Origin of the sequence: Arthrobacter sp. S41 (assembly GCF_004320535.1) — a bacterium.
Taxonomy (GTDB): Bacteria; Actinomycetota; Actinomycetes; order Actinomycetales; family Micrococcaceae; genus Glutamicibacter.
In genome coordinates this window covers 470851-492245 of the sequence record NZ_SIHY01000002.1, presented here as the reverse complement: position 1 = coordinate 492245, position 21395 = coordinate 470851, and the positions used below count along the sequence as shown (strand labels likewise).

General features: G+C 55.6%; 17 protein-coding genes. 8 read left to right on the top strand and 9 right to left on the bottom strand.

Annotated features, from left to right (window positions below; genetic code table 11):
* The first annotated feature begins 107 nt into the window (after nucleotides 1-107).
* The 3 genes from hpaH to EYR88_RS13540 all read left to right on the top strand — a co-directional run bounded on the left by hpaH (nucleotide 108) and on the right by EYR88_RS13540 (nucleotide 3082).
* Complete coding sequence (gene hpaH, locus EYR88_RS13550) at nucleotides 108-893, top strand: 2-oxo-hept-4-ene-1,7-dioate hydratase (RefSeq protein WP_131090279.1); 786 nt, start codon at nucleotides 108-110, stop codon at nucleotides 891-893.
* Nucleotides 878-1687, top strand: a complete 810-nt coding sequence (locus EYR88_RS13545; RefSeq protein ID WP_131090278.1) for an aldolase/citrate lyase family protein — start codon at nucleotides 878-880, stop codon at nucleotides 1685-1687. The genes hpaH and EYR88_RS13545 overlap by 16 nt, the downstream gene beginning before the upstream one ends.
* Nucleotides 1688-1753: 66 nt before the next feature.
* The gene (locus tag EYR88_RS13540; protein ID WP_242632585.1) at nucleotides 1754-3082 is read left to right on the top strand and encodes a DUF6350 family protein; all 1329 of its coding nucleotides are present in this window, start codon (nucleotides 1754-1756) and stop codon (nucleotides 3080-3082) included.
* An 81-nt stretch (nucleotides 3083-3163) separates the two neighbouring features.
* Here the strand turns inward: EYR88_RS13540 and EYR88_RS13535 are convergent, their stop codons facing one another.
* The 6 genes from EYR88_RS13535 to EYR88_RS13510 form a co-directional block, all read right to left on the bottom strand.
* The gene (locus EYR88_RS13535; protein ID WP_131090277.1) at nucleotides 3164-4672 is read right to left on the bottom strand and encodes a glycoside hydrolase family 32 protein; all 1509 of its coding nucleotides are present in this window, start codon (nucleotides 4670-4672) and stop codon (nucleotides 3164-3166) included.
* A 99-nt stretch (nucleotides 4673-4771) separates the two neighbouring features.
* Nucleotides 4772-6382 carry an ABC transporter substrate-binding protein gene (locus EYR88_RS13530; RefSeq protein WP_131090276.1) on the bottom strand — a complete coding sequence of 537 codons (1611 nt, stop codon included), beginning with the start codon at nucleotides 6380-6382 and terminating at the stop codon, nucleotides 4772-4774.
* A 76-nt stretch (nucleotides 6383-6458) separates the two neighbouring features.
* On the bottom strand, nucleotides 6459-7442 hold the full coding sequence (locus tag EYR88_RS13525) for a carbohydrate ABC transporter permease (RefSeq protein WP_131090275.1): 984 nt from the start codon (nucleotides 7440-7442) through the stop codon (nucleotides 6459-6461).
* A 6-nt stretch (nucleotides 7443-7448) separates the two neighbouring features.
* Nucleotides 7449-8420 (bottom strand): ABC transporter permease subunit, encoded by a 972-nt coding sequence (locus EYR88_RS13520; RefSeq protein WP_165477374.1) that lies wholly within the window; start codon nucleotides 8418-8420, stop codon nucleotides 7449-7451.
* Nucleotides 8417-9460, bottom strand: coding sequence for a LacI family DNA-binding transcriptional regulator (locus EYR88_RS13515; protein WP_242632584.1), 1044 nt, complete (start codon nucleotides 9458-9460; stop codon nucleotides 8417-8419). The genes EYR88_RS13520 and EYR88_RS13515 overlap by 4 nt, the downstream gene beginning before the upstream one ends.
* Before the next feature lie 152 nt (nucleotides 9461-9612).
* A complete protein-coding gene (locus tag EYR88_RS13510; protein ID WP_165477373.1) occupies nucleotides 9613-10224 on the bottom strand; it encodes a DinB family protein in 612 nt (203 codons plus the stop codon).
* Between the two features lie 27 nt (nucleotides 10225-10251).
* Between EYR88_RS13510 and purN the strand changes: the two genes are divergently transcribed.
* Both purN and EYR88_RS13500 read left to right on the top strand, forming a co-directional pair.
* Nucleotides 10252-10821 carry a phosphoribosylglycinamide formyltransferase gene (purN, locus tag EYR88_RS13505; RefSeq protein WP_131090273.1) on the top strand — a complete coding sequence of 190 codons (570 nt, stop codon included), beginning with the start codon at nucleotides 10252-10254 and terminating at the stop codon, nucleotides 10819-10821.
* Nucleotides 10822-10881: 60 nt separating this feature from the next.
* Entirely contained in the window at nucleotides 10882-12396 is a 1515-nt protein-coding gene (locus EYR88_RS13500; protein WP_131090272.1) for an SDR family NAD(P)-dependent oxidoreductase, read from the top strand.
* A 37-nt stretch (nucleotides 12397-12433) separates the two neighbouring features.
* Here the strand turns inward: EYR88_RS13500 and EYR88_RS13495 are convergent, their stop codons facing one another.
* Nucleotides 12434-15454, bottom strand: coding sequence for a glycoside hydrolase family 38 C-terminal domain-containing protein (locus tag EYR88_RS13495; RefSeq protein ID WP_131090271.1), 3021 nt, complete (start codon nucleotides 15452-15454; stop codon nucleotides 12434-12436).
* Between the two features lie 264 nt (nucleotides 15455-15718).
* Here EYR88_RS13495 and EYR88_RS13490 point away from each other — a divergent pair, with 264 nt between their 5' ends.
* Nucleotides 15719-16270: a TetR/AcrR family transcriptional regulator gene (locus EYR88_RS13490; protein WP_165477372.1), complete on the top strand. Its 552-nt coding sequence runs from the start codon at nucleotides 15719-15721 to the stop codon at nucleotides 16268-16270.
* A gap of 145 nt (nucleotides 16271-16415) precedes the next feature.
* Here EYR88_RS13490 and EYR88_RS13485 read toward each other — a convergent pair whose 3' ends face one another.
* Nucleotides 16416-16913: a hypothetical protein gene (locus tag EYR88_RS13485; protein WP_131090269.1), complete on the bottom strand. Its 498-nt coding sequence runs from the start codon at nucleotides 16911-16913 to the stop codon at nucleotides 16416-16418.
* A 143-nt stretch (nucleotides 16914-17056) separates the two neighbouring features.
* The gene (locus EYR88_RS13480) at nucleotides 17057-18394 is read right to left on the bottom strand and encodes an MFS transporter (protein ID WP_131090268.1); all 1338 of its coding nucleotides are present in this window, start codon (nucleotides 18392-18394) and stop codon (nucleotides 17057-17059) included.
* Nucleotides 18395-18544: 150 nt separating this feature from the next.
* Here EYR88_RS13480 and EYR88_RS13475 point away from each other — a divergent pair, with 150 nt between their 5' ends.
* Both EYR88_RS13475 and purH read left to right on the top strand, forming a co-directional pair.
* The gene (locus EYR88_RS13475; RefSeq protein WP_131090267.1) at nucleotides 18545-19324 is read left to right on the top strand and encodes a hypothetical protein; all 780 of its coding nucleotides are present in this window, start codon (nucleotides 18545-18547) and stop codon (nucleotides 19322-19324) included.
* A gap of 97 nt (nucleotides 19325-19421) precedes the next feature.
* A complete protein-coding gene (gene purH / locus EYR88_RS13470) occupies nucleotides 19422-21089 on the top strand; it encodes a bifunctional phosphoribosylaminoimidazolecarboxamide formyltransferase/IMP cyclohydrolase (RefSeq protein ID WP_131090266.1) in 1668 nt (555 codons plus the stop codon).
* Nucleotides 21090-21395 lie beyond the last annotated feature (306 nt).

The following is a 21395-nucleotide window of genomic DNA, read 5'->3' as shown; positions in this document are numbered from 1 at the left end:
GCCATGCGCCCAGAAGCTCGGTACGATCAAGAAATGTGAGCCACCTCATCGAGGTAGAAATAGGCGGCTCACCTTGATTGGAACTGACGTGAAAGGTGTAGCCGCAGATGCTATCCGAGGAAACAATCACGGCCATCGCCGATGAGCTGGTTCAGGCCGGTCGCACGCGCACGCCTGTAGCCCGTTTAACCGCACGCTACCCGGAGATGACCGTGGAAGATTCGTACCGCGTGCAGAACCTGTGGCGCCAACGCAGCGAAGCCGCCGGTCGGACCTTAGTCGGGCGCAAAATCGGCCTGACTTCACGCGCCATGCAAATGGCCACCGGGATCACCGAGCCAGACTACGGAATCATCTTCGACGACATGGTTCATGATTCCGGCGCAGTCTTCAACTTCTCCGACTTCACCGGTGCCCGCGTTGAAATGGAGCTTGCCTTTAAGCTCAAGAAAGATATCGAAGGTCCACGGGCCAATATCTTCGATGTACTGAACGCCACTGAATACGTCATCCCAGCGCTTGAAATCCTTGACGCCCGCGTAGAGATGGAAGGGCGCACCATCGTCGACACCATCAGCGATAACGCCGCGATGGGTGCGATGGTCATCGGAGGCAACCCGGTCAAGCCAGATGCGATAGATCTGCGCTGGGTTTCGGGCATCCTGTTCAAAAACCAGACCGTGGAAGAGACCGGCGTCGCCGCAGGCGTGCTCAACCACCCAGCTGCTGGCGTGTACTGGCTGGCCAACAAGATTGCTTCCCACGGCGATAAGCTCAAAGCCGGTGAACTAATTCTTGCCGGTTCCTTCACCAGGCCCATGTGGGTCGAGGCGAACGACACCGTATTTGCAGATTATGGACCGCTAGGAACTGTGACATGCCATTTTCAGTAGAACCAGATCCGTCGCTCAAAGATGCGCTTAGGGATGCAGACCATAGCCTGGCCGGCATTTGGGTTTGCTCCGCTTCGCCACTGATTGCCGAAATCTGTGCCGGTGCCGGATTCGACTGGCTCTTCATTGACGGTGAACATTCACCGAATGACCTACAAAGCATTTTGGCTCAGCTCCAAGCGGTACGCAGCTATCCGGTGGTCCCAGTAGTTCGTCCCGCGGTCAATGACCCTGTAGTCATCAAACAATTCTTGGATCTTGGAGTGCAGTCACTGATCATCCCGATGGTCAATGACGCGCAGCAAGCTGCCGCAGCGGTAGCGGCCTGCCAGTATCCGCCCAAGGGTGTACGCGGAGTTGGCTCAGCGCTGGCGCGCTCGGCACGCTGGAACAGGATCCCCGACTACCTGACTCGCGCTGATGACACGATCACGATCATGGTGCAGATCGAAGCCGAACAAGCTGTGGCCAACGTGGAAGAAATTCTGGCGACCGACGGCGTAGACGGCATCTTTATTGGCCCGTCTGACCTGGCCGCATCGATGGGCGTCATCGGGCAGCAGAACCACCCAGAGGTGGTGGATGCAGTGATCAAGTCCATCAACGCAGCCAAAGCGGCCGGCAAATATGCCGGCGTTAATGCCTTTGACCAGAAAACCGCGCGGACCTACATGGAAGCAGGCGCAGACTTTGTCGGTGTTGGCGCTGACGTAGCTTTGCTCGCCCGTGCCACCGAAGCACTGGCGGCAAGTTTCAGCAACGACACAAAAGCAGCGGCACCAAAGAGTTATTAGTAACGCGGTTGTTGGCAAGCGCTCAGGGGCAGGATGCGCGTCGATCTGCGTGAGGCGAGCCTATTGGTGGCAACATTGAGAATGATGAGCCGCGAAAAGAAACCCATGAAGGCAGTGATGTTGCGTCTGCGCAACGGCTGGCCAATGCCCCTTGCGTTGCAGGGCGTTTTTGAGATCCTGCAGTCCGTTGTATTTTGCATAGCCCTGATCATGTTGCCACTGATCGCCGTGTACTTCAGCGGCGGCTTCTTGGAAGACTCCTTTAACGTCATTTTGCAGTTTGCTGGATTCATCTGGCTGATGATCCACGGTGTGCCAATTGAAGTTTTGAACCTAGGCACAGGCGAGGATCCTAGCTCCGTTTCCGGATGGCTGACGCTGATTCCTTTGGGCCTGTCGTTACTTCCCTTTGCCTTCTGCCTGCGCGCAGGTCGACGCATCGCGCGTGCTTCCTACACCGATCAGCTCTGGCAAGGGCTGCTCGGAGCATTTGCCGCTTATGGCGCCATCGGCGCGGTGGTGGGACTGCTCGTTAATAACAGTTACGCGCGGGTGAATCTCTTTGCCGCTATTTTCATCCCGCTGATCATTGCGACCCTGGGGTTGATTATCGGAGCGCGCCGCGAGGCCGGTTCGTGGGCTCGACTATTTGGCGTGGACATTGCCGCCTATATTCAGCGTCTGTCTCCGCACCGCCGCTGGGCTGGTTCCTATGTATGGCATGTTGTTGTGGCCGGGTTCCTTGGCTACGTAGCGGCCGTGGGGATTAGCGGGTTGCTGCTGACTATCAACATGGGTCTGCACTGGACCGAAGTTGCCAACGTGTATCAGGAATTGCGTCCAGGGCCCATCGGCTCGGCAGCTTTGACCTTGGTGCAATTGGCGTTGATTCCTAATGCGTCATTCTGGGTCCTATCGTGGGTCAGCGGTGGCGGATTCACCCTGGGCTCCGGAAGCACATTATCCAGCTTGGAAACCACGGTGGGGCCGCTGCCATCGATCCCTATGCTGGCATCTATCCCATCGGGTGACGCCTCGAACCATTGGCTGTTCATGCTGATTCCGGTTGCTGCAGGTATTCTTGCTGGCTGGTATTTCTTGCGTGGGGGAGAGAACCACTTAGAAGATTGGTTCGCCCGTCGCATCCCGTTCAACATGCTCGCACTGGGCGCTTCCACGGCTTGCTTGTCGGTCTTTACCGGAGTGGTTGCCGGTGTGCTGAGCCTGTTCGGTTCATGGCTGGCATCCGGTTCCTTGGCCATCGGACGCCTGACAGATCTCGGCCCGAATCCGTGGTTGACTGCTGGCGCTTTGGCCTTGCAGATCGGCATCGGTACGGCGATCGGGTATCTCATTGCCCCACTGTTTGAAACCGACCCGGTACTAGAGGGTTAAAGCTAGATACACCAAAGGCTGACGGAAAATTTCCGTCAGCCTTTTGTGTACCCAGATGCAGAACCATCCGCTGTCGCTGTATCAGTAGAAGCGAACAACATCCACATTGCTGAACTGCGCACTACCGCCTGTTGCGTAGAGCGAAAGATCAATACTCTCTGGGGAAGGGAAAATCAGATCCGTGATCGTCACTGACCCACCTTGAGCAAAGATCTCCACCGAGCAATGATCAACAAAGATCGTCAATTCGTAGGATCCGTTCAGCGGAAGAATAGGTGCCTTATCCAGCGAAGCGAAGGACTCGTGGAAATCGCTTTCGCCTGAGTTGCGGCGATCTACAAAGAGCGCAGATTGCTCAACGTTCACACCGATGCGCGTCCCTTCAGCCTGTCCACCGCGAACAACTAAACCGACCTCATTGGCAGTTCCCGGTGTCACCGAGAGCTCAATACGCTGCACCGCACCGCCGGCCTGGTCTAGTACTCGAACCTCGTCATCCAGCTGTACCGAATCGAGGCCGAAGTTTTGAGTTGAGCCCAGTTCGTTTTTCGGATCAAAGGCTGGCTTCTGCACCAAACGCGGTGCACCATCGATGGTTTGTAGTGTTACTTCTCGGGCCAACGACATGGGGCTGCGCCATGGTGAGGTAGGAATCTGATTCGCGTACTCCCAGTTGTTCATCCAAGAGATCATCAGACGACGCCCATCAGGAACGTCCCCGAAGGACACAGCTGCATAGTAGTCGCGGCCCCAGTCCAACCATTGATAGTCGTTCAAACGCTCGTTGTCGGAGCGTCCTTCGGTCACGGTGGACTCGGAGGTGAAGGTTGTGCCATCAAACTGCCCGACAAAGTACTGCCCTGCCGAACCATTGTTGGGGCCGCCAGGGTTCAAGTTAACAACCAGAACCCACTTGGATCCGTTGGCTCCGCCGTCTACCGGTAGTTCAAACAGATCCGGGCATTCCCAGACTCCGCTAGTCGCGTTGGCAGGGCCGAAGGTGCTCAAGTATTGCCAGTCCAAGAGGTTTTCGGACTTATACAGAACTACTTGGTGATCCTGTGCTTCAACGGTGACCATAACCCAGTAGCTGGTCTCCGCTGAGCTGTAGCGGAAGACCTTAGGATCACGGAATTCGGGGGAGTTGCGATCAATCACCGGATTCCCGGAGTGCTTGCTCCAGCTATAACCGCCGTCAAGGCTATAAGCGACGGACTGTGCTTGGATGCCGTGACGAGCGTTGCCTGGCTTGTAAGCGCTGGTGTAAAAAGCGATCAGTGGAGCGCTCTCGGACGTACCAAAACCGCTGGTGTTCTCTTTATCAAAGACAATGCTGCCGGAGAAGATATCTTCATTTTCATCACAGGCGATGGCTACCGGATGGCGTGTCCAGGAGAGCAGATCTGGTGAGGTGGCATGTCCCCAGGACATATTTCCCCAGACGTTTCCGAAAGGGTTGTTCTGGTAGTACAGGTGGTAGAGACCATCGTGGTAAATCAGCCCATTGGGATCATTGACCCAGGTATCTTGCGCTGAGAAGTGTAGCGACGGGCGGTACTTTTCGGCCGTTGAGGCGGTCGAAGCAGTCATGGGAAACAAGCTCAATTCTGTGCTGGTTTGATTAGTTCTAGAGCAAGGGCCGGACGGAAATTTTCAGGTTCCGTCCGGCCCTAGCTTGTGCGTGGTGAATTAGGAGTTGGACTTGTAACGGTCCAGCGCGGTTTGGTAGACCTCTACCATGCGATCAACGCCAACACTCTGAAGCTGTGCGACGTACTCGTCCCACTCGTCTTCGATGCCACCGGTGACAATCCACTTGGCGACCTTCTGCTCAACCAATGAAGCAGCATCGGTTTCAACGGTGCTGATTTCCTGCAGCTCATCGTTGGACAGTGGGACCGCAGGGTAACCCTCGTTGCCAGCGAATGGCTTGTAGAACTCGTTAACAACCTTCTGACGTTCGGCAGCGCGTGGCTCCGGAGCGACAACAGTCTTGAAGTTCTCGGCGGTGTTAGCCTTTGGACCGCTTGGTGCGACCTTCTGGCGGCGTTCGCCTTCGCTTTCGCCTTCCTTGACTGGAATCTGGGTGAGCAGACCAGTCTTTTCATCCTTCTTCAACGTCTCGCCGATTGGTCCCCAGTTAGCCTGAGCGGATTCAACCGGATCGTAAAGGTGGTCGGCCCAACGAATGGTAGCTGCTGGGTACTTGTTGACGTTGGTGATGGCGAAGGCGCCACGGGCGATTTCCTGGTTGTTGGACTGGCTGGCGATACGCTGGCCGTCAACACCTTCCAGAACTGGAACAATTGCGTAGTCCTTGGCACGGTCAGCGCCAACCATTTCTGGGGTCTCCCACCAAACGAACGAGCCGAGGTTTTCCTTGGCAGCCTTACCCTTGGCTAGGTAAGCCTTGTCGTCCTGCGAGAACGACTCTGGGTCGATCAGGCCTTCCTTGTACCAGGTGTGTAGGGTCTGGATGGCCTTCTTATAACCCTCTTGGGTAGGGGTGTAGATGACCTTTCCGTCCTGAACAATGCGGTGATCTGCATTGTCTGGGATGCCGCCGAGGGCAGCAATCAGGTCAACGATATCGGCACACCACGAGCCTGGCATGAAGCTCAGTGGAATGGTCTTGCCGGTGCCCGAAGCATCCTTTTCCTTGAAAGCCTTGAGCGCATCGTGGAATTCATCCACGGTCTTAGGCATTGGGATATCCAGCTTTTTTAGCCATGCGGTGTTGACGATCAGCTGGTTAGGGAACTGAACCAAGCCGAGCTCTTCAATGGAAGGCAGTGAGTAGATGTGACCATCTGAGGAAGTGATCGCGGCCTTGATATCAGGACGCTCGTTGAGCAGCTTGGAAAGATTTGGTGCGTTCTTTTCGACCAGACCTTCAAGCGGGATCAGGGTGCCGCTGGTTGCGTAAGTCGCAATTTCAGAGTCGGTCAGTCCCGAGTTGAAGAATGCATCTGGCAGATCGCCACCAGCAAGAATCAGGTTCTTCTTTTCCTGGAATACGGTCTCTGGAAGGTTTTCCCAGTTGATGTGAACGTTAGTGTCCTTTTCCCAGTTCTTCACCACGGTCATGGTGTTGAAGTCAGGGGCCAGCGCGGTCTTGGAACCGGAGAAGGTCAAGTCCAGCTTCTTATCAACGATCGGCAGGCCGGTGTCGTGGAAGCCGAATTCCGCTGAGGAATCCTCGATTTCAGGTGCATCGGAGCTTCCTGAGCCGCAAGCGGTGAACATCAATGTTCCGGCTAGCGCTGCAGCAAGAGCTGCATGTCGGCGATTAAGTGCCATGGTGGTTCCTATTCGGGGTGGGGTGCAGGACTAAGCAGTGGAACTTAGCCCTGCGATTGAGAGGTGAAGAGTGTGATTACTTAACTGCGCCGATCATCATGCCCTTGGTGAAGTGCTTTTGCATGAACGGCAAGGCGATCATCAGCGGCAGGCTGGAGACGACGATCATCGCGTACTTGGTCAGTTCGGCTATTCGCTGGGCCGCGGCGTAGGAGGCAATATCTCCGCCGGTGGTGCCCGTCGAGGAAACGTCGGATTGGATAAGGATGTTTCGCAGAACTAGCTGGAGGGGATACTTTGAATCGTCGTTGAGGAAGATCAGAGCATCGAAGAACGAGTTCCAGTTGGCCACTACGTGCACCATGATCATCAGCATGATCAGTGGTTTTGATAGTGGAAGAACCATCTGGAAGAAGAAGCGGAAGTCATTGGCCCCATCCATCTGAGCTGCTTCACGCAATTCATTAGGGATGGTGTGTTCAAAGAATGACCGAGCGATGATCAGGTTCCACACACCAACAGCGCCAGGCAAAACTACTGCCCACACGGTGTTGAGCATGCCCAGATCCTTCACGACCAGGTACTTGGTGATCAGACCGCCATCGAAGAACATGGTGATGACAAAGAGCAACATCAAGAACTTACGGCCCGGCATATCCTTGCGAGATAGTGCGTAGGCTCCGCACAAGATGGTGGAAACGCTGATTGCCGTTCCCAGTACCGTGTAGATCACTGTATTGGTCAGGCCTGACCAGATTCGGCCATCGGTAAGGATTCGCTGGTATCCCTCGAAAGTCACTCCAGAGGGGAAGAGCCAAACCTTGCCTTCATACACTGCATTGGGATCACTGATGGATGCGATCACGATGAAGTACAACGGGTAAACGACAGCCAAGATCGACAGGATCAGGATGGTGACCGCTGCGATAGTGAAGGTGCGGTCGGCGTAACGTTCGCGCAGGAGGCGGAACTTTGACTTGCCACCGGACTGACGATTAATCACCTTCTGTCCCTCCCGTCGAGGCGAAACTGGTGTTGCTGGAATTGTTTTTAATGACATCGGGGATCACCACAAGGTTGCTTGGTTTGCCCGGCGAGCCACACGGTTGAAGATCAACAGCAGCACCAGGTTGAGGACGGAGTTGAACAGACCGATAGCAGCCGAGTAGCTGAACTGAGCCTGCTGCAGACCAGCGTGGTAAACGTAGGTCTGGATGATTTCAGAGTTGGCGAGGTTCAGCGGAGTCTGCATCAGCAGTGCCTTTTCGAACCCAACGTTGAGCAAGTTACCGATTGCCAAGATGAACAGCACGGTGACCATTGGCATGATGCCTGGCAAATCGATGTGGCGCATGCGCTGCAGCTTGGATGCACCGTCAACCTTGGCCGCGTCGTGCAAGGCTGGATCGATGCCGGCTAGGGCTGCTAGGTACACAATCATTGAGAAGCCGGCGTTTTGCCAGATGTCAGAAATCAGGTAGACCGGGCGGAACCAGTCGGGGGATCCCATGAAGAAGATCGGTTCACCACCAGCGAGCTGGATGGCGTTATTGACCAAGCCTGAACGTGGAGAGAGCAGTACGAACATCATGCCGACTACCACCACGGTGGAGATGAAGGCAGGGGAGTACAGCACGGTTTGGGTGAACTTTTTGAACTTCTCGCTCTGCAACCCGTTGACGAGCAGCGCCAGGATGATTGGCACCGGGAAGGCAATGAGCAGACCCAGTACTGCGATCCAGATCGTGTTGCCCAGCACCTCTGTGAATTGGTAAGAATTCACAAATCTGATGAAGTGCTTCAGGCCAACCCACTGGCTTCCGGTGAAACCGTCGGTGGGGTTGTAGTTCCTGAATGCGATTTGGACACCGTACATTGGCCAGTACTTGAAGATCACGATGTAGGCCAGGGCAGGTATTAGTAATACGTATAACTGCCAGGCTGCCAAGATCTTTTTCAGCTGAAGCGAAAAGGGAACTTTGCGCTTTTTAGGTGATTTGCTAAATCGCCTGAGAGCAGCTGGTTTTGATTGACTCAAGGCTTCTCCTTGGGGTGTGATACCGACGAGCGTTCAATAAGTGGGCAATCCATGAGCTTTACCTGACCATCAGGTTTAGCTCCTTGGAGGAGGAAATCCACCGATTGTCGGCCCATTGCGGCGAAAGGTAGTTCAAGAGTTGTCAGTCCGGGGCGAAGGAACGGAGCTAGTGTGGACTGATTATCAAAGCCAATGATTGAAACATCATCAGGAATTGATACCCGCAACTCCGCTGCCGCCTGATAAACGCCCCATGCGGTGCGGTCGTTGGCACAGAAGATAGCGGTTGGCGGACGGTTGGAAGAAAGTAGTTCCCTACCGAAGGTGTAGCCATGAGTTTCTCCACCTTCGCCGAAGCGAAGCAGTGAAGGATCAACTTCGACTCCAGCTTCGTTCATGGCCTTTTGATAACCTGCGAAGCGTCCCACCGCTGCCGGTAGTCCACTTTCTAAGGTTTCGATGTTGATCATGCCTATTCGGGTATGGCCAGCGTCAAGTAACCGTCGAGTGGCGGTGTAGCCACCTTGAATTTCGTCTGGAGCGACGCTGGGGAGCTTGCCGTCTTTGTCTTGGGAGTTCAAGACGACCGAAGGGACCCCGGCCAGCGCTTTGGGGACTTCAAGATAACGGTTATACATTGCCGCGTACACGACACCGGCCACCTTGTAGGAGAGCATCGTATCTAGCGAAGCGGCCTCAAGTTTTTTGTCGCCGCCAGTGTTGATGGTTAGCAGCAGGAGCCCTTCTTCCCAGGCTCTTTCCTGCGCACCTTCGATGATTGCACCAGCGAAAGGTGAGGTTGCCACCGAGTCGCCAATGAAGCCGATCATCCCTGAAACACCTTCGCGCAACACCTTGGCGTGCGCGTTGGTGCGGTATCCCAACTGTTCAACTGCATCCCAGACTCGCTGCTGAGTGTCGGCAGAGAAGCGTGATCCAGGAGCGGAATTTAGGACCAGGGAAACGGTGGCTTGGGAGACACTGGCTGCAGCTGCCACATCGTGCATTGTGGGCCCGGAAGCGGGCTTGGCTCTAGCCATCAAAGTGTCTCCCCATTGAGTGATGCGAGTTAGTTATTCGTATAACAGGGAAAAATGTATCACGGGTCACAGGGTTGGTCAATGCAGGTTTCAAATAAATTAACTGCTGCCATAAATTTGCCGCATCGCCTACCGGAGTCCAGACGCCCGCTCTAGCTGGGCTTGGGGTCCAGATCCCACAGATGATGCACAAAATCGTGCCACGCATACTGGTTTAAAGATTCAACAGTGAAGGCCGAACCGTTTGAACGCAAACCCCGTCTGGAATAAGATTCAGCGCCGATGCTTCCCAATTTTTCGGCATAATTTGAAGCCGCGGTCTCAAGCTGCGCCGTGACGTCACCAGCAGTAAGAGCGTTGTAATTACCTTCATTGGCAGCCTGATCCTGATCCCAATTCGGGAAGGTGGGCTCATCTTGCCCAAGCATCAGATCCAGTCGCTGCGTCATGATCACCAACATGTGCGCTACGTGCGTTACATATTCCTGATCACTCCAACGCGCCGGATTTTTCCGCACGCGTGCTGCTGGATTGTGTAGCGCCGTCACATAGCGCTGAACCCCAGAGGGCAATCGCTCGATGACGTCCTTGGGAGTCACCTCGCGGACATCAACCTGGCACTCGGGGCAGACCGAGTCCAAAACGAAGGTCCAATTCTTCTGATCAGGAACAATCTCACTCATGTCGTAATCATCGTTTTTCTTTGCTCTCCACGCCAGTTTGAGACTGGCATAAGCAACAAACCTGAGCGGAATGAAAAACAAGCAAGACCAAACCGTAGAATTGAAGGCATGCGCATTGTGGTTTTGGTTTCAGGAACTGGTTCGAACCTTCAGGCAGTCATAGACGCCGTTCAGGCTGGTGAATTACCCAACGTAGACATCGCCGCGGTCGGCGCCGACAAACACGATACCTACGGTGTGCAGCGTTCGGCTGAAGCCGGAATCGAAACCTTTGTTGTGAACTTCAAGGATTACGAAGATCGCAAAGACTGGAACCATGCGCTGACAGAAAAATGCCTGTCCTACGCACCGGACTACGTTGTGTCCTCTGGATTTATGCGAATCGTCGGCGAAGAATTCATCAACGCTTTTGACGGCACATACATCAATACTCATCCCGCCTTGCTGCCTTCGTTCCCTGGCGCCCATGGTGTGCGTGACGCGCTGGCTTACGGAGTCAAGGTCACCGGCTGCACCGTACATATTGCAGATGCCGGCGTGGACACCGGTCCGATCCTGCGCCAAGAAGCAGTCGCCATCGATGATGCAGACACCGAAGACACGTTGCACGAACGCATCAAAGTTGTTGAACGCCGTCTGCTCATTGCAACCCTCGCAGACCTAGCCAAGAGCAAGTAGCGCACAGCACCACCCAGGCACACCGCGCGGAGCCACCAAGGAAGTAAAATTGGTGGCGAGATGACTGAGCAAACACCTAAAGCCGACGCGGCTTCAACGACGCAACCTTTTACCGACGCGGAGCTGGCAACGGCCCTGAAGGTGCTCTCGGTAGTACATGAACTGGATTCCGACGACGAACGGCACGTCGCTGTACGCCGCGCCACCAGCAACATGTTCAAAGCCGCCAAGCGTTTCAGAAAATCGCAGAAACGAGCAGAAATTAGTGCGGCAGACCGCGCACTGATTGAACGTACCGCAACCGGTTCACCTCAGCGCCTTGACGACGAAACCTTGGGCTTAGACCTGATCGCTTCCACCGACGGTGATACTGCTGGCGAATTCCGCAGGCCACGCGGTTGCTACATCTGCAAGCGCCGCTACACCACCGTTGACGCCTTCCATCACTACCTGTGCCCGGACTGCGCTGCAGCAGGTCGTGAACGCCGTGATGCACGCGCGGACCTGAGCGGAAAGCGCGCACTGCTCACCGGCGGACGAGCAAAAATCGGAATGCATATCGCGTTGCGTCTACTTCGCGACGGCGCCCACACCACCATTACCACACGCTTCCCCAAAGACGCAGCCCGCCGCTTTGCGGCCATCGAAGACAGCAACCAGTGGTTGCACCGGTTGCGCATTGTCGGCATTGACCTGCGCGATCCGGCACAGGTTATCTCTCTAGCTGATCGTGTAGCCGCCGAAGGCCCGCTGGATATCTTGATCAACAACGCGGCCCAAACCGTTCGGCGCACGTCCAACTCATATCAGCACCTGATCGAATCCGAACAGCAACCGCTAGCCACCGAACTACTGGCCAGCCACGGCGGCCCGGAGCTATGGGGCGAAGCGAATCCGCCGGCCGAGCACCCCAAAGCCTTGGCCAGTGCCTTTAGGCTTGAGGATTCTGCGTTGTTGGCCCCGGAACCGCTAGGCAGCTACGACGCACAACGACTTGCAGAGCTGGCAATGAAGGCAGGCTCAGCCTCGCTGGAGCGCATTACCGCAGGCACCGCAATCGACGCCGGGGGACTGGTGCCAGATGTGGTGACAGAAAATTCCTGGACCCAGATTTTGGGCAATGTGGACGCATTGGAAATGCTCGAAGTGCAGCTGTGCAATGTCACCGCACCATTCTTGCTGGCTTCACGGTTACGACCTACCTTGGCTGCCAGTGGGGCACGACGTAAATACATTGTGAATGTCTCAGCCATGGAGGGGCAGTTCTCCCGACGCTACAAGGGTGCCGGTCATCCGCACACCAACATGGCCAAGGCCTCGCTCAATATGCTCACCCGCACCAGTGCCGAAGAAATGCTGAACACCGAGGGCATCTTGATGTCTGCGGTGGACACCGGTTGGATCACCGACGAACGTCCGCATGATTCCAAGGTCCGCATGGTCGCCGAAGGCTGGCACGCACCGTTGGATCTAATCGACGGGGCGGCCCGAGTCTACCAGCCGATCGTGGACGGGGAACGCGGCATTGACCTCTATGGTTGCTTCCTCAAGGACTACGAACCCTCGCCCTGGTAAGCCACGGCGAGGCGTTCGAGCCTGAGATTCTTAATGTTTAGTCGCTGAGTTTGAAGCGCACGGTGCGCACCTCAAAAGCACTCAGTTCCAGCGGAACCGCACCATCAAGAAGATCAATAGCTGCCTGAGCCAACGAATCTTCAAGCAGGGACACGGTAGTTGCCGAGGCGTAAGCGGCATTGATCTTCAGGGCACCACGAGCACGTCGTCCCAACGACTCGTAGACTCGCACCACCAGATCCCCGCTGCGATCAGCGGACAGCTTCACACTGGAAACCACCAGGCCTTCACCGGTTACAGCAACAAGTGGTTCCACGCCTTGTGCACCCACAACAACTCGCTCTGCGCTATTGAGCAGCGCCCCAGCTTCAGTGACTGTGGCGATATCGGCGCCGATCACCAGCCCGTAGCGGTGAGTTTGAATGCCTTGATCTGTTTGCGGATCGGGGAAGCGTGGGGCGCGCAGCAACGACAGACGCATCGTGGTGGTTACGCGCGCTTCTTTGGCTTCGCGCGTGACATCAAAGCCGTAGATGGAATCGTTGATCAGCCCCACACCAAAGCCTGGTTCCTCGGCCAGCACAAAGCGGTGCATGGAGGTTTCAAACTTCGCTGCTTCCCAACTGGTGTTCACATGCGTCACTCGCTTGTGATAGCCAAACTGTGTTTCCGCGATGGTTTGCTCGGCCCGAACATCGAGTGGGAACGCGACCTTGAGGAACTTCTCGGCCTCATGCCAGTCGGTGCTTTGAGCGATATGAACTGTTCGGTCACCCGGGGCCAGGCTCAGCTGCTGAATGACCGTCGACTTCGAGAAGCCACGAGAGATGGTGATGACCTGGCTGCCATCCTCAGTCGAGGACAATTCCATGGAATTGAGTTCACGCAGGTCGGTGACCTGATTGCGGTAGTACTTATCTACGTCCCAGGCGTCCCACATGTTGGGGAAGTCTTGGTGCAGCTGCAAGAGGTTTGCCTCTTGGCCCGAAGCAATAGCCTCGCGGCCAGTGGCCAAATCTACTGCGGAGGTGATCAGTCCTTGATCACTGACCTGAATACGGACAATGCCGTTGTCCAAGACGTATCCACCATGAGCTGCCGTGGCCTGAACAGAATCCGCACAGCTAGCAGTGAGTGCTTTTGCCTGACCGAAGGACAGTGAATTACGCGTGAACGCGGCCCCGTTAAAAGCGATGGGCGTTGAGCCGTCCCCAGCAAGCTGCTGCTGTGCTGTGAGGATCAGTGCTTCGGCCTGTTCGATGACTTGTGCGTAGCGGCCTACAACTTCACGGTGTACCCAGGCGATGGAGGTGCCAGGCAAAATATCGTGGAACTGGTGCAGCAACACCGTTTCCCACAGCTCGTCTAGCTGTACGTAGGGGTAGTCGCTTCCCGTGTATAACGTGGCGGTGGCTGCCCAAAGCTCCGCTTCCACCAGAAGTTGCTCAGTGCGTCGGTTGCCTTGTTTAGTCTGGTGCTGGCTGGTTAGCGTCGCGCGGTGCAATTCCAGGTACAGTTCGCCAACCCAGACCGGTGGGTTGGGAAGTTCGCGCTTAGCGCGGTCGAAGAACTTGTTGGGATGTTCCCAACGCACCTGCGCACTACCTTCAAGATTGGATAAGCGCTTAGCCTTGCCAGTCATCTCGCGAGTGGTACCGCCACCACCGTCACCCCAGCCCACGGGAGCAATGGAGTTATTGGTAACGCGCGCTTCGCGGAACTGGCGTGAAGCCTTAGCAACTTCCTCACCGGAAAGCTGAGAGTTGTAGGTGTCCATGGAAGGGAAATGGCTGAAGATGCGAGAACCATCAATGCCTTCCCAATCAAAGCTATGGTGTGGGAATTTGTTTTGCTGATTCCATGAGATCTTCTGGGTGAAGAACCATTCAAAACCTGCACGTCGCATCAGCTGCGGCAAGGCCGGGGAGTAGCCGAAGGAATCTGGTAGCCACACACCTTTGGAACTCACACCAAATTCGTCGTGGAAGAATTTCTGGCCGTAAAGGAATTGACGCACCAAAGATTCGCCGGAAGGCATCACAGTATCGGATTCAACCCACATGCCACCTAAGGGGAGGAAACGTTCGTCGGCCACCGCCTGCTTGACGCGCTCCCACACCTCGGGGCGGTGGCTCTTAAGCCATTTGTATTGTTGGGCACTGGACATTCCGTAAAGGAAATCCGGTTCATCGCCAAGTAACTCAACCATCGAGGAAGCAGTGCGTGAGACCTTGCGGATGGTTTCGCGCAGTGGCCACAACCAAGCCGAGTCGATGTGGGAGTGTCCGATAGCGGAAATCTGGTGAGCACTGTGTTCTGCCGGGGCGGCGAGAACGTCGGCTAGTTCATCGCGAGCGGCCTGAGCCGTTGAGGTAATGTCCTGAAGATCAAGAACATCCAAGGCGTTATCCAAGGCCTGAAGAATCTGCATCTTGCGCGGGCCTTGGGGCAGTTGTTCCTGCAGATCTAGGAGCACTTCAAGGTCAAGAGCTAATTCATGAACTACTGGTTCAAATACAGCCAGATCCATACGTCGGATGGTGTAGAGCTTGCGCGTGGAAGAAGTGAGAATGTCTCCCTCTTCGGTCGGCAAAAACGGGTGATGATCCAGCAATACTGGGTTGGACGCAGCCTCAAGATAGAGATCCACTAGCTCGTTGCCTTCTGCAGACTCCGTAACTGGCACCCACTGGTTGCGTGGGTTTAGCGCTTTGACGGTGTTGCCGTCAGGTCGGTAGATGAGCCCTTCGCACTGGAACCCCGTCATATTTACGTCGAAGCCCAAATCGATAATTGCTTCGACTCGGCGTGACGCCCAACTAGCGGGAACCTGGCCTTGAAGGTGGAACCATGTGGTGCCCCAAGCAGCTCCCCAAGAGGTCCCAACCTGAGCTGGAACGTAATCCAATGCCAAGCCCTTTGTGGGTGTTACTGGTTCACCTGGAAGTTCATGCCAAGACACCTCAAGCGGGATTGAGTCCGAGTAGATGGCAGGCAGTACTCGTTCCTGCAGTACTCGTTTGACTCGACCAGTGGTCAAGGAAGTATCGTCGTGCATGGCGGCCTTTCGAAGGTCAGATCCCCAAAAACTCACGGGGTAGTTCACTGCCAGACTACCGAAAAATCACTAATGAAAGGCTATTTAGTTGAAGTGTGGGGATAGATTTCTGGCAAAAGTCTTAACGCCGTGGCAACGCTTAGCAATTTCTGGAAAGATCACTGAGTTTTGGATCCGACCAAATAGGACATCTATCTAAGACTCTCTGAGCGGCAGATGGGTAAACCCCACCGCCGCCAACACCGTGGAAGGCATAACCGGTTGATGCGCACAGATGCTTTGCAACGACGTGAAACTATTCTCCGTACGGCCCGAGAGCTCTTTGCCCAGTACGGCGCCAACGTTGCCATGGACACCATTGCAGAACGAAGCAACGTGGGAATCGGTACCTTGTACCGCAACTTCGCGGCCCGCCCCGAGCTAGTTGAGGAAGTTACCGTGACAACCCTGCAAGAAATATTGGATGCGGCTCACCTCGCAAGGGAAAACTTGGCCCAAGAGCCACGAGCGTGGAGTAAATTCTTGGAGCAGCTGGTGCGCCTAGATCTTGGTGCGCTCAGCGAAGCGTTTGGGGGAGCCCTGCCTGCGACTCTGAATGAACGAGTGCTGACCGTGCAACGTGAATGCGCTCAGGCAGTAAATCGTGTTCTTGAACAGGCCAAAGACCAACAATTGGTGCGCAGAGATTTGAACGGCGTAGAACTGGTCACCGCCATTGGAGCAGCCACTCGACCGTTGCCACGAGCCTTCAAAAATCAGACACCACAGCTTCAGGAGCGTTTGGTGCAGATAATGCTTGACGGGTTCAAGGCGTAACTCTGGACGGAGTAGGCGAAGGTGCTGAAGTTGAGCAGTGAATTTCGCGGCCCTAGCGAGAAGAATTCCAGCAAGCGTGCCACGAGGTCGTCCCAATTTTCGCGTAACCAGCGAAACCGAGGGCGCCTCTTCACACGCTTTCGTTTCACCGCGCGCGGACCAAATTGGCGTAGGGCAACTTGCCGTACTGTGCGTGGAAGCTGTCGTGATACTTAGCCAGTGAAGCATTCAACTCTTCGGAGGGTAATTCTTTCCACGCGATCAAGAGCTTTCCGGCTCCACGCAGCTGCCAGATCAAGCGCCCGTCCCAGTGGCCTGGTGGTTTGCCATTGCCGAAGTCGATGAATTCTTGAATCTGCCGGCGCAGCCCACGATTGCCTTGGCTGCCTGGGCTGGCCTTTCCGATGTATAGGACTTCGGTGTCGTGGACCCATTCGGCTTCTAGCTGCTCGGGTTTAAGCGAGGGGTTTTTCTTCTTGAAGGTTCCGGCCGTACTGCGGTTAAGGTACCGCGGTTCATAGTCCGAGGGCGCCAAGACGACAAAAATCCCTTGACGGTGCGGGATGCGATTGATTTCAAGTGTGGCCACAGAGCGGAAGCCCGTAAATCCATCTTCCTTGAGCTGCTTCTGGTCAAACTGCATCGGTGATTTTCCCGTCGTTGTGCTCCACGATGCCAACCGCCAAGGATATTGCGACGTTGTACCTCTTGAAGAGTGGTGATCTTCTAATTGTACGAGTCGGCTCTTGGCGTCAGGCATCGAGTTCATCAATGGATCAAGGTGCGCTAGCCCAGCTGGCGGCCCATGGTTTCTGGCGCGAACTTTGCCATGAAAATGATGGCCAAGGTGACCAGTACGCTCGCGGCAATGAACAGCGTAGGCAGACCGAGCACTGGCCAGAGCGCGGCGAAAATCAGCGGCCCAAATCCGGCAGCAAAGCGCGACATGGTTGAGGCCCAACCGAATCCACTGGCGCGTAGTTCAGTCGGGTACATCTCAGAAACGTAGGCATACAGTACGGGGATGGCCACCTGAACGATGACACCAAAGACCAACACCCAACCCACTGCGGCAGCTGGAACCTTCAGGTTCAGTGCCACCATGACCAGCACTAGTCCGGAGAGCGGTGCGGAAACGGCAAGCAGCCATTTGCGGCCAACTCGTTCAACAAGGAGCGCGGCAATCACCACTCCGAGTAGACCCATTAGAGCCATGACTGCGGTGGCGAAGAATGAAGCGGACTGCGCCATTCCAGCCTCGGTCAAGATTGATGGAAGCCACGTCAGTGCCAAGTAGTAAACCAGCAGAACAGTGATGAACAGTAGCCAACTGGTCGCAGTAATTTTCCACGAGTAACGCCAGAGAGAAACTACCTGCTCATACCAACGGGCAGGACGCTCAACTGGCACTTGTTCGATGACGTAGTCACGTTTGGTGGCGCCGGTGCGTTCAACTAGGTAGTCAATCACTTCACGAGCTTCTGCCTCGCGACCCTTGGCAGCCAAGTACAACGGTGACTCTGGCACGGAACGACGTACAAAGAACACCACAAATGCCGGAAGGATCATCACAGCAAGAATCAAACGCCAGTTATCGGCTGTGGCCATCACCCAGCCGGAGACGAAGAATGACAGGGCAGCACCCACTGGCCACCAGCCATCCATTGCGGTAAGTACTCGTCCACGCAACTTAGCTGGGGTGAACTCGCCAACGAGCGCGTAATCCACCGGGATGCATCCGCCCAGCCCAAGTCCGGCCAAGAACCGGAAGGCCACAAAGAAGCCGAAGTTTGGTGAGAATGCACCGAGCACGGTGAACACTGCAAACATCAACAACGTCAGGCTGAAGGCTTTTTTGCGTCCAAACCGGTCGGCAATTCCGCCCCACACAAATGCGCCCAGTGCCATACCAACCAAGTTTGACGTGCCCAAAAGTGCTGCGGTGGGCCGGTCTAGTCCCCACTCTTGGGCGACCAATGGAATTAATGCACCGTTGAGCGTGACATCCCAGGCATCAAACATGAATCCGAGGCCACCGATGATAAATATCGAGCCTTGTACCTTCCACTTAAAGGGAAGTTCTTGTACGACGTTGGTGCCCGTAGGCGGAAGAGCAGAAGACACGAAAGGGCGCCTTTCTCAATGCGAGTGAAAGTAGTGTGTATCGCGTCGAAGCATAACCGAAAACTGTGAATTGAGCGTAGCTCTCTACGCTTCTTTGTGTGGCGCGTCAAGGTCTGTCATTCAGCGCCTGATTGGGAGTACTCTCTGGGCATGGGAGTAGATTGGGCCGCTCTCGAAGAGGCGATACGGGTGACCGCCCTTCGGCACGCTGCGGAAGTAATTACTGGACACCCCGACCAAGACTTCTATGCCATTGCCCTTCACGGGGTCAGCACCGAAGAAAGCGAGAGCATCGCTATGCCGTTGCTTGCGCTGAATTCGGTACAGGCTTTAGAACGTGATCGCGTCACGGCATCAAGAGAAGAACTGGTGGAGCGCGGCGAAGATGCTGACGAGCCTGCCGACTATGAAGACCGCGAAGATGCGGAGCCTGGTAGTTCAACCGAATCTGAAGACGTCACAATCGATGACGACTCCATAGTGATTTCTGACGCGGATGAACAGGAAACCGACGAGGAAGACTCGAGCCTTAACGATGATGAGGAAGATCTGGATCAGGTTCTGGCCTCGCTTGAAGAAGGCCTCGATGCAGACGACTCTGAGAGTTTCTATTCTGATAAGTGGGAACCAAGCGATTGGCACTGGTCAGCCATTGATTTATGCGAAGACCCGGCAGCCACCCTCTGGTCCGATGCGATGACCGACCTCGCAGCGCACGAAGGCTGGGAAGTCACCATAAAACGCTACTATCGCACCCTTGTTGCGGTGGCACAGAGCCTGCGAGAAGAACTTCAGCAACGTACCCCTGCAGACTTGGTTTGTTATGTAGCCGATGAAGATCATGCCGAGAAACTTCTGCGTCTTTGCCTGACTGACAAGCAACTGTCCAAGTATTTCCCACAGCTTGCTCAGCTTGTCGAAGGACCATGACACGAACTGAATATTCGGGTCATCCCTTGGTTAGAATGAGGGCGGTGGCCTAGTCGCCACCCGCCCCATTCATTCTCACCGCCGGGAGAAAAATTTCGTGAGTAAGACCGTGCTGGACAAAGTCGCAATCCGTCGCGCACTGATTTCCGTTTACGACAAGACTGGTCTGGAGGAGCTGGCCTCCGGACTACATGCCGCAGGCGTTCAGCTGGTATCCACCGGCTCTACCGCTAAGAAGATCGCTGCCGCCGGAATCCCTGTGACTGAGGTCGAGCAGGTGACCGGTTCGCCGGAAATGCTTGACGGTCGAGTCAAGACCCTGCACCCACGTATCCACGGTGGCATCCTTGCCGACCGTCGCGTTAGCGAGCACATGGATACCCTGTCTTCGATGGACATTGATCAGATCGATCTGGTTGTTGTAAACCTGTACCCATTTGTGCAGACTGTTGCTTCCGGCGCATCCCAGGACGAAGTTGTTGAACAGATCGACATTGGCGGTCCAGCAATGGTCCGTTCGGCTGCCAAGAACCACGCTGCGGTTTCCATCGTGGTAGATCCAAACTTCTACTCGCAGGTCATCACAGCCGCTGCTGAAGGCGGCTTCGATTTGAAGACCCGTCAGCGTCTGGCCGCAAAGGCCTATGCGCACACCGCAGCATATGACACTGCTGTAGCTTCGTGGACCGCAAGCCAGTTCCTCGATGAAGATGGCGATGGCGTCATCGATTGGCCAGCTTATGCAGGCGTTGCCCTGCAGCGTGCTGCTTCACTGCGTTACGGTGAGAACCCACACCAGCAGGCAGCACTGTACGTTGACGAGGCAGCACCGGCCGGTATCGCTCAGGCTGATCAGCTGCATGGCAAGCCAATGAGCTACAACAACTACGTTGATGCTGATGCCGCGCTGCGCGCCGCTTTCGACTTCGAAAAGCCAGCAGTAGCGGTAGTTAAGCACGCCAACCCTTGTGGTGTAGCTGTCGCTTCGGATGACGCAGCGGACCCAATCGCCGATGCTCACCGTAAAGCGCACGCAACCGACCCAGTTTCAGCTTTCGGTGGTGTCATCGCTGCCAACCGCACGGTGACCAAACAAATGGCTGAAACCGTCAAGGGTATCTTCACCGAGGTTGTTATCGCTCCAGACTTCGAACCCGAAGCAGTTGAGATCCTTTCGGCAAAGAAGAACATCCGCCTACTGGCACTGCCAGAGGGCTACGGACGCAACAAGAACGAGTTCCGTCAGGTCTCCGGCGGCATGCTGGTTCAGGCCGGCGACCGGATTGATGCCGAGGGCGATAACCCAGCTAACTGGACTCTGGCCGCCGGCGAGGCCGCTGACGCCGGAACCTTGGCTGATCTAGAGTTCGCATGGAGCGCAGTGCGCGCCGCGAAGTCCAACGCGATCTTGTTGGCCAGCAATGGTGCAGCAGTTGGCATTGGCATGGGCCAGGTCAACCGCATCGATTCCTGCAAGCTTGCGGTAGAACGTGCCAACACCTTGGGAGTAAAGGTCGAGTCCGGTGCAGATGCTGCCGGTGGCGCCGAGAACGCCGTTGGCGAGTCTGAGCAGCGCGCCAAGGGTGCAGTTGCCGCTTCGGATGCGTTCTTCCCATTCGCTGATGGCCTGCAGATTCTGATTGATGCCGGCGTGAAGGCTGTTGTACAGCCAGGCGGTTCGGTACGCGATGAGGAAGTTGTTGCTGCCGCGAACGAAGCTGGCATCACCATGTACTTCACCGGAGCACGTCACTTCTTCCACTAGAAGCACACGGTAGCAAGCCGTAAGAACTCAGGCCATGAACGCTTCGCGCGTTCATAGCCTGAGTTCTTTTATGCACCATGGTTATAGAAAGATGGCTTCGCGCGCCAGGCGAATAGCGCAGGTGGTACCCCTGCCCTGAGCAGGTTCGGATCGCGTGTTGACCCTTCGCCAAACCACTTCAAAGCCGTTGTCGCCCATCTCAATAGGGCAGACGTCTAAGGTCGTGGCCAAAGCGTTGTCGACGTGCGCACCGAGGGATCCTGCGGACTCATATCGAAGGGTCTACTGACAGGTTTCGGTGCCCAC